General features: G+C 40.5%; 11 protein-coding genes. 7 read left to right on the forward strand and 4 right to left on the reverse strand.

Features of this window, described 5'->3' with window-relative positions:
* Position 1 precedes the first annotated feature (1 nt).
* Entirely contained in the window at positions 2-3223 is a 3222-nt protein-coding gene (gene carB, locus G6Q48_RS11935) for a carbamoyl-phosphate synthase large subunit (protein ID WP_166266659.1), read from the forward strand.
* Between the two features lie 166 nt (positions 3224-3389).
* Here the strand turns inward: carB and G6Q48_RS11940 are convergent, their stop codons facing one another.
* Entirely contained in the window at positions 3390-4067 is a 678-nt protein-coding gene (locus G6Q48_RS11940; protein ID WP_102138991.1) for a DedA family protein, read from the reverse strand.
* A 158-nt stretch (positions 4068-4225) separates the two neighbouring features.
* Positions 4226-5410 carry a cystathionine beta-lyase gene (gene metC, locus G6Q48_RS11945; RefSeq protein ID WP_166266661.1) on the reverse strand — a complete coding sequence of 395 codons (1185 nt, stop codon included), beginning with the start codon at positions 5408-5410 and terminating at the stop codon, positions 4226-4228.
* Between the two features lie 412 nt (positions 5411-5822).
* Here metC and exbB point away from each other — a divergent pair, with 412 nt between their 5' ends.
* From exbB to yedF, 4 genes are all read left to right on the forward strand, one after another.
* A complete protein-coding gene (gene exbB / locus G6Q48_RS11950) occupies positions 5823-6764 on the forward strand; it encodes a tonB-system energizer ExbB (RefSeq protein WP_102138993.1) in 942 nt (313 codons plus the stop codon).
* A gap of 5 nt (positions 6765-6769) precedes the next feature.
* Entirely contained in the window at positions 6770-7195 is a 426-nt protein-coding gene (gene exbD, locus G6Q48_RS11955) for a TonB system transport protein ExbD (RefSeq protein WP_102138994.1), read from the forward strand.
* Between the two features lie 1522 nt (positions 7196-8717).
* A complete protein-coding gene (yedE, locus tag G6Q48_RS11960) occupies positions 8718-9932 on the forward strand; it encodes a selenium metabolism membrane protein YedE/FdhT (RefSeq protein ID WP_166266663.1) in 1215 nt (404 codons plus the stop codon).
* Complete coding sequence (yedF, locus tag G6Q48_RS11965) at positions 9929-10168, forward strand: sulfurtransferase-like selenium metabolism protein YedF (RefSeq protein WP_004914660.1); 240 nt, start codon at positions 9929-9931, stop codon at positions 10166-10168. The genes yedE and yedF overlap by 4 nt, the downstream gene beginning before the upstream one ends.
* Before the next feature lie 266 nt (positions 10169-10434).
* Here yedF and G6Q48_RS11970 read toward each other — a convergent pair whose 3' ends face one another.
* On the reverse strand, positions 10435-10950 hold the full coding sequence (locus G6Q48_RS11970; RefSeq protein ID WP_102138998.1) for a GNAT family N-acetyltransferase: 516 nt from the start codon (positions 10948-10950) through the stop codon (positions 10435-10437).
* Between the two features lie 237 nt (positions 10951-11187).
* On the reverse strand, positions 11188-12093 hold the full coding sequence (rdgC, locus tag G6Q48_RS11975; RefSeq protein ID WP_166266665.1) for a recombination-associated protein RdgC: 906 nt from the start codon (positions 12091-12093) through the stop codon (positions 11188-11190).
* A gap of 203 nt (positions 12094-12296) precedes the next feature.
* On the opposite strand from rdgC, the gene mak reads away from it, so the two are divergent.
* A complete protein-coding gene (gene mak / locus G6Q48_RS11980; RefSeq protein ID WP_166266667.1) occupies positions 12297-13202 on the forward strand; it encodes a fructokinase in 906 nt (301 codons plus the stop codon).
* A 798-nt stretch (positions 13203-14000) separates the two neighbouring features.
* Positions 14001-15950 (forward strand): bifunctional 2',3'-cyclic-nucleotide 2'-phosphodiesterase/3'-nucleotidase, encoded by a 1950-nt coding sequence (locus G6Q48_RS11985; RefSeq protein WP_166266669.1) that lies wholly within the window; start codon positions 14001-14003, stop codon positions 15948-15950.
* The last annotated feature ends 74 nt before the right edge of the window (positions 15951-16024 follow it).

Genomic DNA, 16024 nt, shown 5'->3' on the forward strand with positions numbered 1-16024 from the left:
AATGGCAAAACGTACTGATATAAAAAGCATTCTGATTTTAGGTGCCGGCCCAATTGTGATTGGCCAGGCATGTGAATTTGACTACTCAGGTGCTCAAGCGTGTAAAGCATTGCGTGAAGAAGGCTATCGCGTAATCTTAGTTAACTCGAACCCTGCGACTATTATGACTGACCCAGAAATGGCAGATGCAACTTACATCGAGCCGATTCACTGGGAAGTTGTGCGTAAAATCATTGAAAAAGAGCGCCCTGATGCCGTTCTACCGACTATGGGCGGCCAAACGGCATTAAACTGTGCGCTTGAATTAGAACGTAAAGGTGTTTTGGCTGAGTTTGGCGTGACCATGATTGGGGCGACCGCTGATGCAATTGATAAAGCAGAAGATCGCCAACGTTTTGATAAAGCAATGAAAAAAATCGGCTTGGGCACAGCACGCTCAGGTATCGCACATAATATGGAAGAAGCTTATGCCGTTGCAGATGCGGTCGGTTTTCCCTGTATTATTCGCCCATCATTTACGATGGGGGGGACCGGTGGCGGTATCGCCTATAACCGCGAAGAGTTTGAAGAAATCTGTACTCGCGGTTTAGATTTATCCCCGACTAATGAATTATTGATTGATGAGTCGCTGATTGGTTGGAAAGAATATGAAATGGAAGTTGTCCGCGATAAAAAAGACAACTGTATTATCGTCTGTTCCATTGAAAACTTCGATGCGATGGGGATCCACACGGGTGACTCTATCACCGTCGCGCCAGCTCAAACATTGACCGATAAAGAATACCAAATCATGCGTGACGCATCGATGGCCGTATTGCGTGAAATCGGCGTTGAAACAGGTGGCTCTAACGTTCAATTCGCGGTTAACCCTAAAGATGGGCGCTTAATTGTTATTGAAATGAACCCGCGGGTTTCACGTTCATCGGCACTTGCCTCTAAAGCGACAGGCTTCCCAATCGCTAAAATTGCAGCGAAATTAGCTGTCGGTTATACCCTTGATGAGTTAATGAATGACATCACTGGTGGCCGTACCCCTGCATCATTCGAACCTTCCATTGACTACGTTGTGACAAAAATTCCGCGCTTTAACTTTGAAAAATTTGCGGGCACGAATGACCGGCTCACAACGCAAATGAAATCGGTTGGCGAAGTGATGGCTATTGGCCGTACATTCCAAGAATCAATGCAAAAAGCGTTACGTGGGTTAGAAGTGGGGGCAACAGGCTTCGACCCGAAAGTGGCTCAAGAAGACCCTGAAGCACTGACTCGTATCCGTCGTGAACTAAAAGATGCCGGTGGAGAGCGTATTTGGTTCGTTGCGGATGCATTCCGTGCGGGTCTTTCTGTTGATGGTGTTTTCAATTTAACCAATATTGACCGCTGGTTCTTAGTGCAAATCGAAGAACTGGTACGTTTAGAAGAAGAAGTGGCTGAATTAGGTATCAATGGCCTGACTAAAGACTTCTTACGTGTACTCAAACGGAAAGGTTTTGCAGATGCCCGTTTAGCTAGTCTAGTAGGGGTTTCTGAAGCAGAACTGCGTAAATTACGTCAAGGTTATGATTTACATCCTGTATATAAACGTGTTGATACCTGTGCGGCAGAATTTGCAACAGATACGGCTTATATGTATTCCACTTATGAAGATGAGTGCGAGTCAAACCCAAATAATGCTAAACCGAAGGTGATGGTATTAGGTGGTGGGCCAAACCGGATTGGGCAAGGGATTGAATTTGACTATTGCTGCGTGCATGCATCTTTAGCGTTACGCGAAGACGGCTATGAAACCATCATGGTCAACTGTAATCCTGAAACCGTTTCAACTGACTATGACACCTCAGACCGTCTCTATTTCGAACCTGTCACCCTTGAAGATGTGCTGGAAATTGTGCGTATTGAGCAGCCAAAAGGTGTGATTGTGCAATATGGTGGCCAAACACCATTAAAATTAGCTAGAGCGTTGGAAGCAGCAGGTGTTCCTGTTATTGGTACGAGCCCAGATGCCATTGACCGCGCAGAAGATCGTGAACGTTTCCAGCAAGCCGTTAATCGCTTGAACTTGAAGCAACCAGAGAACGCAACTGTCACAGCGATTGAGCAAGCTGTTGAAAAAGCGGCAGGAATCGGTTACCCACTGGTGGTTCGCCCATCCTATGTGTTAGGTGGTCGTGCGATGGAAATTGTATATGACGAAATCGATTTACGTCGCTATTTCCAAACTGCGGTAAGTGTCTCTAACGATGCGCCAGTGCTACTTGACCGCTTTTTAGACGATGCCATTGAAGTTGACGTAGATGCGATTTGTGACGGTGAGATGGTGCTGATTGGCGGTATCATGGAGCACATTGAGCAAGCTGGCGTACACTCTGGTGACTCTGCATGTTCACTCCCTGCATATACACTTAGCCAAGAAATCCAAGATGTGATGCGCGAACAAGTTCGCAACCTTGCCTTCGAGTTACGTGTGCGTGGCTTGATGAACGTGCAGTTTGCCGTCAAAAATAACGAAGTTTATTTAATCGAAGTCAATCCACGTGCCGCAAGGACAGTACCTTTCGTGTCTAAAGCAACAGGTGTGCCACTAGCGAAGGTTGCCGCGCGTGTGATGGTGGGGCAAACCTTGACACAGCAAGGGGTGACGGAAGAAGTTATTCCACCATACTACTCTGTGAAAGAGGTGGTACTGCCATTCAATAAATTCCCTGGTGTTGACCCAATTCTTGGGCCTGAAATGCGTTCAACAGGCGAAGTCATGGGTGTCGGCCGGACATTTGCAGAAGCATTCGCTAAAGCGATGTTAGGTAGCAGCTCGACCATGAAAAAATCTGGTCGCGCGCTGTTGTCTGTTCGTGAAGGTGATAAAACAAAAGTTGTCGATTTAGCCGCTAAGTTGTTAAAACATGGCTTTGAGCTAGATGCCACTCACGGTACTGCGATTGTGCTAGGAGAGGCTGGTATTAACCCGCGCCTCGTCAATAAGGTTCATGAAGGTCGTCCACACATTCAAGATAGAATTAAGAATGGTGAATATGATTACATTGTGAATACTACTGCTGGTCGTCAAGCCATTGAGGACTCAAAACTAATTCGCCGCAGTGCATTGCGTTATAAAGTTCATTATGACACGACGTTAAATGGCGGGTTTGCCACTACGATGTCGCTCAGCGCAGACCCAACCGATACGGTGATCTCTGTACAAGAAATGCATGCATTAATTAAGTAATTATTTAAAGTCATCTACATAAGCCTCAGTATTCAATCTACTGGGGCTTTTTTATTGCTATTCTATAAAGCCATCTCCTGACGAGAGGGAAATTGTCTGCTGATATAATGGATAAGATGGAATTTTAGCCAAATGGCCGCTAACTAGCGGCCATTACTCGGTTATATTATGATTTCTCTTTGCTACTCGAGAGCGCCTTGCGGTGTTTCCAATACATTACAATTGAACCAATTAGGCCACTAATCAGTAGGATAACTGGGATTATCATCAGCGCACTAATCACGATTTGCTCGTGTTCTTTCACAAAAGGAATTTGGTTTAGGGCATAGCCTAAGGTGACAATCAAACCAACCCATAGCAAACCACTTAGCCAGTTAAAAAACTGGAAACGGCGATGACTCAACTCAGATAACCCAGCGAGTAAAGGCAATATTGTTCTTACAAATGCGAGGAAGCGTCCTATAAGTAAGGCGTATAAGCCTTGCTTGTTAAACATATTGTTTGCTTTGGTGTGATATTCCTCTGGAATTTGGGCAAGCCAGCGCTTCACAACCTGAGTTTCACTTAGCCATCGGCCTTGTAGAAAACCTATCCAACACCCTAAGCTTGCAGCGACTGTTAGTAACAATATAGTCGGAATAAAGTGTAAGACTCCCTTAGCAATCAATGCACCTGAAAGGATCAGCAAGGTATCACCAGGTAGGAAAGCAGCGGGCAAAACGCCATTTTCTAAGACAATGACGACAAAAAGTACGGTATAAATAACCCAAAGTACTTCAGGGTTGGAGAGTTTAAGGAAATCGTGGTGCCAAAGCGCCAGTACGATTTCGCGTAGGACTTCCATAATTATTCCTGTATCTGCATAAAAGCGAATTTCTTTATCATCTATATTACAGGAAAAAAAGAGCTCAAGTTTGATTTGTTTGAAGAATTAATCATTTAGTGGAAAAATTGCAGGAAACATTTAACGCTGCTCCTGCAATTAATATATTGATTTTTAATTTAAATTCTTTCAAAAGCTAATTGTAAGTCGTGAATTAAATCATCGGTGTGCTCTAAGCCTATATGCACTCGGAAGAAGGTACCTTCTTTTGGTGAAAAATCATATTGCCGCATATTGAGTAAATCTTCTTTTTGGTACCCTAAAATCAGCGACTCAAAACCTCCCCATGAATAACCCATTTTAAAATGGCTAAAATTATCAAGGAAAGCGGTAAATTGTTCCGTGGTTAAGCGTGATTTTAGCTGGAAAGAGAAAAGGCCATTAGACCCGGTAAAATCACGAATAAAGAATTCATGACCTGGAGAATTTTCAAGTGCCGGGTGAAAAACCTGTTCAACTTCAGGGCGCTGCTGTAGCCAATTCGCAACTTGTAAGCTATTAATTTGATGCTGTTTTAATCGAGTCGGCAATGTGTGCAGCCCTCGATTAGCCATATAAACAGTGTCTGGGTCAGCCGTTTGGCCTAAGAGATATGAATTTTCACGTAATGTTTCAATACAGCGTTGGTTTGCCACCGCAAGGCCAAGCATTCCGTCGGAATGGCCATTGATATATTTAGTTGCTGATTGGATTGACACATCCACATCAAATAATAAAGGTTTAAGTAAAACACCTGCTGCCCAAGTGTTATCAATCATAATCACAATTTCAGGTGATTTAGCGCGTATAGCTTTCACCATTGCAGGTAAATCATGGACTTCCATGGTGATAGACCCGGGAGACTCTAAAAATACAATACGCGTATTGGGCTGAATTAAATCAGCAATATTCATTCCGATGAGTGGGTCAAAATACGTGGTTTGGATATTTAGCTTAGTAAGGATATTGTCGCAAAAATTTTGGGTTGGATCATAAGCTGACCCTGTCACAAGGATATGTTCGCCAGCAGAAATAAAGGACAAAATGGCATTGGTAATTGCGGCAGCACCTGATGGGTAAAGGACACACCCTGCACCCGCTTCTAATTCAGTCATTGCTTCTTGAAAAGCGAAATGTGTTTGTGTCCCGCGACGCCCATAAAATAGTACGTTATTTGCGCGATGACGAGTTGCATGACGCTTTTCTTCAAGCGAATCAAAAATAATCGAAGAGGCTCGCTGAATAACAGGGTTTACCCCTTTTTGTGTGTATTTCGGGTTCCGCCCAATATGGACTAATTGTGTTTCAGGTTTTATGTCTGCCATGATTTTTCCCTACACAGAATATGAACTGGTTAAACTTAGAGGTGATTTATACTAAGACGTTAAATGATCCTGATAGAAATGTAACTTGAGTATTCTTCAACTTTCAAACTGTAGGTAAATTTTATTTGTAAGATTGGGAATGAACATTTAATTGAACCGCGAATTATTAAGGAAAATAACCGCATAGTAGAGAAGGTCATGTTTGTCTAAACGCAAAAAAATATAAAAAAATCGCGAATACTAATGATAATTACTATCAATTCGCGCTGTGTTTGATATCATCAGCACCGTCTTTTTGAAAAGAGACGGACAGCGCGAGTCAAATTTCGCTTTTAAAGGTTAGTCGATGAATGGCACAATCATCGATATGAATTTTTTTATACAACACTAAAAAGAGAGTAAAGGCCAACTGATGCGTAAACTAACAGCTTCTATTCTATTGGCGTTCGGCTTGATGGGTACGGCAGTCGCTGAAACCACACCTGCAACAACACCAGCTGCGTCTCAAAATACACCATCAACACAACCAGCAGCAAATCCGGCTGCACCAACAACAACACCAAGTGCTGAAGTTTCATCAGTACCCGCTGAACCTGCACAAGGCGAAGCCGTGAACACAACTGTTGTTAATGAAAATATTGAAATTGCAACAGAAGCACCAACGGGTGGCTTTGACCAAGACTTATCTGTTTGGGGAATGTACCAAGGCGCAGATAACATTGTTAAAACAGTCATGATAGGGCTTGTTATTGCTTCTGTTATTACTTGGGCAATATTTTTCTCAAAAGGTTTAGAGATTTTAGTGGCTCGCCGCCGCTTAAAAGCAGAAGCGAAAGCAATTGCTGAGGTGAAGTCACTTGATGAAGCTGTCAGTATCGCAGAAGGTTTCAAAGCAAATAGCATTACTCGTATGTTATTAAACGAAGCCGTTACTGAGCGAGCGTTATCAGCAAATAGCTCTGATTTATCAGGCACAAAAGAGCGCACATCATTCCGTCTAGAAAGGGCAGTTGCTGCTATTAGTCGTTATATGGGGCGTGGAAATGGTTATTTAGCTACTATTGGTGCGATTTCTCCATTCGTCGGTTTATTTGGAACTGTCTGGGGGATCATGAACAGCTTTATCGGGATTGCTCACTCACAAACGACTAACCTTGCGGTTGTTGCGCCAGGTATTGCAGAAGCGTTATTGGCGACAGCAATTGGTCTTATTGCCGCTATCCCTGCGGTTGTGATTTATAATATTTTTGCTCGAATGATTAACAACTATCGTGGTCAAGTAGGGGATGTCGCTGCTCAGTCTGCGTTGTTGCTGGGGCGTGATCTTGATCTGGCAAATAGCAAAGCAAGGTAATTATTATGGCAATGCGTTTAGGTGACGAACAAGACGATAGCGGTGAAATGCATGAAATTAACGTAACACCTTTTATTGATGTTATGTTGGTTTTATTGATTATCTTTATGGTTGCAGCACCATTGGCAACAGTTGATATTAAAGTCGACTTACCCGCCTCGACAGCGAAGCCGCAACCACGTCCAGAAAAACCTGTATTTTTAACGGTGAAATCGGACAGCCAGCTTTTTATTGGTGACCAAGCTGTGACAAAAGAACAGCTTGCTTCTACACTTGACCAAGCAACAAGTTCTAATAAGGAAACAACAATCTTTTTCCAAGCGGACAAGAGTGTTGATTATGAAACGATGATGGATGTAATGAATGCATTGCGTCAATCAGGGTACTTGAAGATTGGTTTAGTCGGAATGGAAGCAACATCCTCAAAATAAGCTAATTAAATCCTATAAGCGCGTTTTATCATTAAGGGTAAAACGCGTTTTTTATTTATCTAATGGTACCCAAAGTTATATCTGTCGTTTTTTAAACTCTCTTTCGGCACTCTTTTTGGATATTCCATCGCATTTATTTACCTAATTAAATTTTTTTTAAAGAATTTTATTCTTATTTGACGCTCTTTATTCGTTATTTGATAAGATGAGTTGGCTATTGTATTCATTTTTTCACACTATTTTGGATACTTTTGTTTGTATTTCCTATAAATAATGATGAATCATATTAATTTTTATAATCAATAGCTGTGTGTTCTTCATTTTTCACCATGGTTTCTTCTATGGATATTACCTTTTTATTTATGTATATATTAGTTAGATTAATTTATTTCTCTGGTTTTTTCGTTCTAAAATACGAGTTAAATAGCATATAAATACTGATTATTTTATCAATAACGATGCAATGAGATGGGAAACTTAATGAAAAATAAACCATGTTTCTAATAAGGATTTATAAAAAATATCATTTTTAATCGATTTAGTGTATTCCATTATTTATTTTGTGGTTATTTTGTGTGGGAATATTAATCAAAAAGTGATTGTTTATCATAGAGCTGGTTATTTTTGCTTTGATTTTTTAGAATAATAAAATTAAATTAAGTAAATACCACTAATAATTATAATTAAATAATATGTAAGCATTATTAATGTTAAAGTGGTTTTATTATATTCAGAAAATATATTTGTAAAATTACTTAGTATATTCAATTAATATTAAATTTATTTTCAAGATTAAAATGAATTATTTTTTAGGAACAATGTAAATTGTTTGTAATAACTTAATGATAGGTTAAATATTTTGCTGTCTTTTTGTGGTCTAGCCTTATGTTATTGATTTTAATGGGCTTTGTATTTAACCCTGCATTGTTAAGTGAAAATAAAAAAACACTTGCGCAACAAAGGTGTTTCGCTATATTGCAATCAATAACATTTAGAAACACTTTTAAATACTTTATTATATTGAGTTATCTATTTTTATAATTTACTTAGCTAGGGAATCAATAAGGCCAATACTAATTTGGAAATAATACAAAGTTAGTGAATATTTAGGTCTTTGAATTAAAAATAGATATAATTACTTAACAGGTAACTCAGTGAGTGTATTTATACCGTGATATAAGTGTTATTACTGGAGTCAAATGGGCTGACTACAGACTACGCATAGCAAGCGTCGCCGTAATACGGCAATTTCATATTATACTTTTTTATAGATAAAATAAGACTACACTTCCAGCGTTATCATTGAGATAACGCTTTTTTTTTATTCTAATCTACCTCTTTGGATCTTGAGTAGCACAAGGTCAATCTGTCTCTCGTTTTATGATGAAATAACTTCACGAAAAAATTTATCGGAGTATGATGTGCCTCTTCGCTGTGGGGATCGATATAAATACTTATAACGATAATTATACAACGGCGAGCTTCTCTGCCAAGGTCTGGCGTGAATGAATTGGAAGTAACAATGACTTGGTCTGATTTTAAATCTCGCTATCTCATCGGTTTTTGGAAACCATTACCTGCAGTTATTGCCGCAGGTATCTTATCAACCTATTACTTTGGTTTGACTGGCACTTTTTGGGCAGTTACGGGTGAGTTTACGCGTTGGGGCGGGCACATCATGCAATTATTTGGCGCTGAACCAGAGACATGGGGCTATTTCAAAGTTATTGGTTTCGAAGGTACACCACTAGATCGCATTGATGGTGTGATGATTATTGGCATGTTTGCTGGCTGTTTTGCCGCGGCATTATGGGCCAATAATATTAAATTACGAATGCCTCAGCATAGGATCCGGATTTTTCAAGCTATTTTGGGCGGTATTATCGCTGGATTTGGTGCTCGTTTAGCAATGGGGTGTAATTTAGCCGCATTCTTTACTGGGATCCCTCAGTTCTCATTACACGCGTGGTATTTTGCTGTTGCTACTGCGGCAGGGTCATATTTTGGTGCGAAATTCACACTAATGCCAATGTTCCGCATTCCAGTGAAATTGAAAAAAGTTAGCACCGCATCACCATTAACACAAAATCATGATGCGGCAAAAAGACGCTTTAAACTGGGAATGGTGATTTTTACATTAGCGCTGGCTTGGGGCTTTTATACTTTATTAGATTCCCCTGTGATGGGCTTCGCCATTTTATGTGGTATTGGCTTCGGGCTATTAATTGAAAGAGCACAAATTTGTTTTACCTCTGCATTTCGTGACTTGTGGATCACCGGACGCACACATATGGCGAAAGCTATTATTATAGGTATGGCAGTCAGTGCGATTGGTATTTTTAGCTATGTCCAGCTAGGTGCAACGCCAAAAATTTTATGGGCTGGGCCGAATGCGGTCATTGGTGGATTACTGTTTGGCTTTGGTATTGTGCTCGCCGGTGGTTGCGAAACGGGCTGGATGTACCGTGCGGTAGAGGGCCAAGTCCATTATTGGTGGGTCGGTTTTGGTAATATTATTGGCGCTACGGTACTGGCTTATTATTGGGATGATTTAGGCCCTTGGCTAGCGACTGATTTCGACAAAGTCAATCTACTGGAAACCTTTGGGCCAGAAGGTGGGTTACTGGTCACTTATGGATTACTAGCGGTAGCATTCGTGTTGATATTGGTCTGGGAAAAACACTTTTTCCGTAAACGTTCTCAAAAAGCATCTAATGTATCCGTGGAGGTAGTATGAGTAAGAAAGACATTATCCCTGATTATCGTTTAGATATGGTTGGAGAACCGTGCCCATATCCCGCAGTCGCGACACTAGAAGCGATGCCATCGTTGAAAAAAGGCGAAATTTTAGAGGTGGTAAGTGATTGCCCGCAATCGATTAATAATATTCCTCTAGATGCCAAAAACTACGGTTATACGGTGTTGGATATTCAGCAAGATGGGCCGACTATTCGCTATCTTATCCAAAAATAACGGATACGCGTCATATTTTGCACTGTCGCGGTGTTGGCTTCATGCGTTAGCCCTAGTCACATACTTGTGTTTGCTCCTAGGGTCTAACGCATTTGCCGCCTTGCGACAGCACAAACTATTTAGCGTATTGGTATTGGTCATATTTTGCACTGTCGCGGTGTTGGCTTCATGCATTAGCCCTAGTCACATACTTGTGTATGCTCCTAGGGTCTAACGCATTTGTCGCCTTGCGACAGCACAAACTATTTAGCGTATTGGTAATACACTTACTCTTCTTGTTCTTGCCAATTAGTGATATCTAGAACTAGCTCACATTCATCATCCATATAAGCGCCTGTTGGGACAAAACCCAGCTTCTTGTAGAATTCAAATGGGCTCTCTTCCCCTTCACCACAGCTATTATAAAGGCGTGGATAACCTTTTCTTTTTAAATACTGAATGACTTGTACCAAGGCTTCTCGGCCAAATCCTAGCTTTTGGTAGGGCTCTGCAATCATGAAACGCCAAAGCATAATGCCATCATATTCTAATTCATCATCATCTAGCCCTGAATGGAGCATGATGAAACCGACAGGGACATCATCAGCGTAAATGCCTCGGTACCATGCACAATCAGAAAATTGGGCTTCCACCATGGAATAGGCATTGTCAGCCACCATATTACGCTGTGCTTCACTAAGTGTATGACTTAGTAAGCAAATTTCAGAAAAATTATCTGCGGTGACTTTTTGTAGGGTAACCAGTGAATTTTCATCTAATTCGGGTTCGATGAGCTCTTTCATAACATTTCCTTCGACAGAATATTGACCATAATCATCAGTGATGGGCTATTTTTATTATTGTTGTTGAACATAATTAAATATTAGAAATTTGCGATATGGATATAAATCAATCAACCAGAGATTTCACGACCAGTCAATGACTTAATTGTGGCTATGTAAGCGGGGTCTAAAAAGTGATGGCAACTTACTTAAGTGTCAGTTGCCATTGTGAGAGCAATAGGGGATATGAATAAAAATTTAGTGTTCGGCTTCGCCACCTAATACATCAATCAAGCGAGCGATTAATGCACTAAGTTCACCTGTCATTAAGACGTAATCAGCATCAAATTTTTGAGCGTAGTCTTCTTTAGCGATGTCATCATTTTGGTCTTTTAATGTATCACTAAATTTGAGGCGTTTTAGAGAACCATCGTCAGATAACATGAACTGGATACGCTCTTCCCAATCTAAGGCCAGTTTGGTTACGAGTTTACCTGCTTCAATATGGGTGGCGATTTCATCAGAAATTAGCTCTTGCTTCTTACAGCGGATAATACCACCTTCTTCTAAGATAGCTTTTAGCTCCGCTTCATCCATAACTGCAAAACCTTGTGGTAATGAACCAGAACGGATCCACTCCGTGAGTGTTAGCTCAATGGGGTCTTTAAAAGTAAGAGGGACGACGGGTAAAGAACCTAAGCTTTTGCGTAGTAAGGCTAAATTGTCTTCTGCGCGTTTTGCGCTTGCAGCATCAACAATAATTAATTGATTTACAGTATCAATCCAAATGTAGGTTTTGCTAAATTTACTGAATGCGCGAGGAAGGAGAGCATGAACGACTTCATCTTTTAATGAATCTTTTTCAGTTTTCTTCAGCTTACGGCCTTGCTCAGCTTCTAATTTTTCAATTTTATCCTGTAATTCTTGTTTTATTACAGGAGATGGCAGCATTTTTTCTTCTTTTTTGGCACAAATAAGAATTTGGTTACCCGCTGCATGCGTCAGGGCATCTCCCCCATTCATCGGTGAAACCCAACCCGTTTGCATCATATCTTGGCTACCACAAGGGTGATAGGCGAGGGCGGCAAGCTGTTTCTCTAAATCATCTGCGGAGAGTGCCAAATCCCGATTTAGGCGATAGACTAATATATTCTTGAACCACATGAAAAACCTACCTTTGTTGATAAATAGCCAGTTAGAGCAGGGGGCTATGATAGCGAATTGTCTGTTATTAAGCGAAAAAAAATACGTTGTTGTTGAGCGTTGCTATCATTTGATGAGTTAGCTATTGATAATCCGCTTCAAAACAAGCCATCATAACGATAGAAACCCTGATATAAAAACCTTGAATAGTAGAGAGCATCATAATGAGAATCGGTATTGATCTTGGTGGAACCAAAATTGAAGTTATTGCATTGGATGACAGTGGCAATACTTTGTTTCGTAAACGTATTCCAACACCTCGTGGTGACTATGATGCGACACTCAAAGCGATAGCGAGTTTAGTGGCGGATGCAGAAACCGCGACGGGGTTGTCAGGTAGTGTTGGTATTGGGATCCCTGGAACCTTGTCTCCAGTGACAGGAAAAGTTAAAAACGCCAATTCCACATGGCTTAATGGCAAACCGTTCGATGCTGATTTGAGTTATTTATTAAATCGTGAAATAAAAATGGCGAATGACGCTAATTGCCTAGCTGTCTCAGAAGCGGTTGATGGCGCAGGAGCAGGCGAGAAAGTCGTGTTTGCTGTTATTATCGGAACCGGTTGTGGCGCAGGGATTGCGATAAATGGTCAGGTGCATTCAGGGGGAAATGGCGTTGCAGGGGAATGGGGGCATAACCCTTTACCATGGCAAGATGAGCAAGATAGGCAATTTCTAGCATCAGAAAGCTGTTATTGTGGGCTGACGGGGTGTACTGAATTATTTGTCTCAGGCACAGGTTTTATGGCTGACTACACGAAACTGTCAGGGTGCAAAAAAACGGGAATGGAAATCGTTGAATTAGCGCAAATAGGGGATGAACATGCCGTCATCGCACTCGAAAACTACCTTAATCGCCTCGCAAAAGCCCTCGGACAAGCCATTAATATGTTAGACCCAGATGTGATAGTGCTAGGGGGCGGAATGAGTAATGTTGATTACTTATATGAGGCGCTGCCTGAAAGGATCCGTCAATGGGTGTTTGGTGGGGAGTGTGATACACCAATTCGTAAAGCGGTGCATGGCGATTCGAGCGGGGTTCGCGGAGCTGCTTGGTTGTTTTCGTCCTAATTTACGCTGTCGCGGTGTTGGCTTCATTCAGTCACTCTAGTCACATACTTATGTATGCTCCTAGAGATGACCTCATTTTGCCGCCTAGCGACAGCGTAAATTAGTTAGAAAATAGAGCCAATGGGATGGTAGCGGTGTTGGCTTCATTCGGTTACTCGGGTTACATACTTGTGTATGCTCCCCGAGATACCCTCTTTTGCCGCCTCGCCACAACTCGAATTATTTAGAAAAAATACTTAGTTTCTAATCAAATAAAGGTTCTTTAGGAAAAATATTTGGTTTCTAATCAAGTGAGAAATCTTTAGAAAACTAATGATTAAATAATCATCTTTTATTTCTTAAATTAAATTTAGATTAATTGAAAATAATTTGATAGATGGATTTATAAAATAAAAATGGATAAGAAAAATTCCTGTGTTTTATTGGTGAAATAAAACACGGGGATTTAAGTTAAATAAACTTCTGTAATGCTAAGTGATATAAATCACAGTTCTTTTTTTCCTTCGAAAAATATTCATCAATCCTGAATGGAATAATGGGAGTTAATTAAGGTGAATTTGTCATCATTAATTCATTTTTGTGAGCTATATAAAAATCAAGCCCAATAAAAAGATGAAAACCGTGATTTAGTTACAAAAAATGGTTACTGTTTGCAGTGTATTATCATTAAAAATTGACATCATTCACATAGTGTAAAATTTTAATGCTATTTTTGTTGTTTATTTGTTCAATTTTACAAGATAGGTACTCAGATTTGAGAGGCAATTTTCTCTCAATAATGGCAACTAAGGGGATTACATGAATAAAGTATTAAAACTTTCAACACTTGCTATGTTAGTCGCATTTAATGCGAACGCAGCAACGGTTGATTTACGCGTAATGGAAACATCAGATGTTCACAGCAACCTCGTTGACTTTGATTATTATAGAGACAAGCCGACAGAGCAATTTGGTTATGTACGTACTGCAACATTAATTAAAGCCGCTAAACAAGAAGCAACAAACTCAGTATTAGTGGACAACGGAGATTTAATCCAAGGTAGCCCATTAGCAGACTACATAGTAGGTGAAGGTTTAAAAGACGGTGAATCTCACCCAGCACATAAACTTTTAAATACTATGGGTTATACCGTAGGTAACTTCGGTAACCATGAGTTTAACTTTGGATTAGAATTCTTACATAAAGCCATTGATGGCGCAAAATTCCCATACATTAACGCCAATATTATTGATGCAAAAACGGGTGAAAACTACTTTAACCCATACATTATTGTCGATACACCAGTTAAAGATAGAGACGGCAAAACGCACACTATCAAGATTGGTTATATTGGTTTTGTTCCCCCACAAATCCTTATTTGGGATAAACCAAACTTAGAAGGCAAGGTTTTAGTCAACGATATCACTGAAACTGCGAAAAAATTTGTACCGCAAATGAAAAAAGAGGGTGCAGATTTAGTTGTTGCTATCCCTCACTCTGGTTTCTCTCAAGAGCCATATAAAGCAATGGCTGAAAACTCAGTTTATTACCTCAGCGAAGTTCCGGGTATCGACGCTATCATGTTTGGTCACTCACACGGCGTGTTCCCTAGCAAAGATTTCAGTGATATCAAAGGTGTTGATGTTGCAAAAGGGACAGTGAATGGCGTACCAGCTGTCATGCCAGGGCAGTGGGGTGACCATTTAGGTGTGGTTGATTTAGTCGTCAATAATGATGATGGTGCATGGAAAGTAGTTGATGCAACCGCTCACGCACGCCCTGTCTACGATAAGCCAAATAAGAAAGCCTTGGTTGAGCGTGATGGCGAACTGGCGAAAATTATTGAACAAGAACACCAGGATACCCGCAAGTTTGTTGGAAAACATATCGGTAAAGCGTCCGAAAACATGTACAGCTTCTTAGCATTGGTTCAAAGTGACCCAACTGTACAAATCGTGAATGATGCTCAAGTCGATTACACCAAAAACTTTATTCAAGGTGACCCAGATCTGGCTGATTTACCTGTTCTTGCAGCCGCTGCACCATTTAAAGCTGGTGGACGTAAAAACTCACCAACTGAATTTATTGAAGTTGAAAAAGGTGATTTAACTTTCCGTAATGCCGCTGACTTATATTTATATCCAAATACGTTAGTTGTAGTGAAAGCGACAGGCGCCGATGTTGTTGAATGGTTAGAATGTTCTGCGGGAATGTTCAATCAAATCAATCCACAATCAACAGCACCACAAAGCTTATTGAATTGGAATGGTTTCAGAACTTATAACTTCGATACAATTAGTGGTGTAAATTACCAAATCGACCTGACTCAACCCGCGAAATACGATGTTGATTGCCAAACAGTCAACAAAGATGCTAACCGAATCAAAAATGTAACCTACCAAGGTAAGCCGATTGATCCAAAAGCAACCTTCTTAGTGGCAACGAATAACTACCGTGGCTACGGCGGTAAATTTGCGGGAACAGGTGATCATAATGTCGCATTTGCATCTCCAGATGAAAACCGTTCTATTTTAGCGGCTTATATTGCTAAAGAGTCTAAAGATAAAGGACAAATTGCGACTAAAGCTGCGAATAATTGGTCATTCACTCCAATTAAAACAGACAAAAAACTGGATGTTCGCTTTGAAACTGCACCAAGTGAAAAAGCAGCAAAATTCATCAAAGAGAATGCACAGTATCCGATGAAACAAGTCGGTACCGATGAAATTGGTTTCGCTATTTATCAAATAGATTTAACCGAGAAGTAATCTAAACATATTGATATCATTCAAGCCTACCTACGGGTGGGCTTTTTAGTGGCTAAATAATTAGCTTGATAAGT

Source organism: Providencia sp. M-27 (assembly GCF_011077905.1).
Taxonomy (GTDB): domain Bacteria; phylum Pseudomonadota; class Gammaproteobacteria; order Enterobacterales; family Enterobacteriaceae; genus Providencia; species Providencia huaxiensis.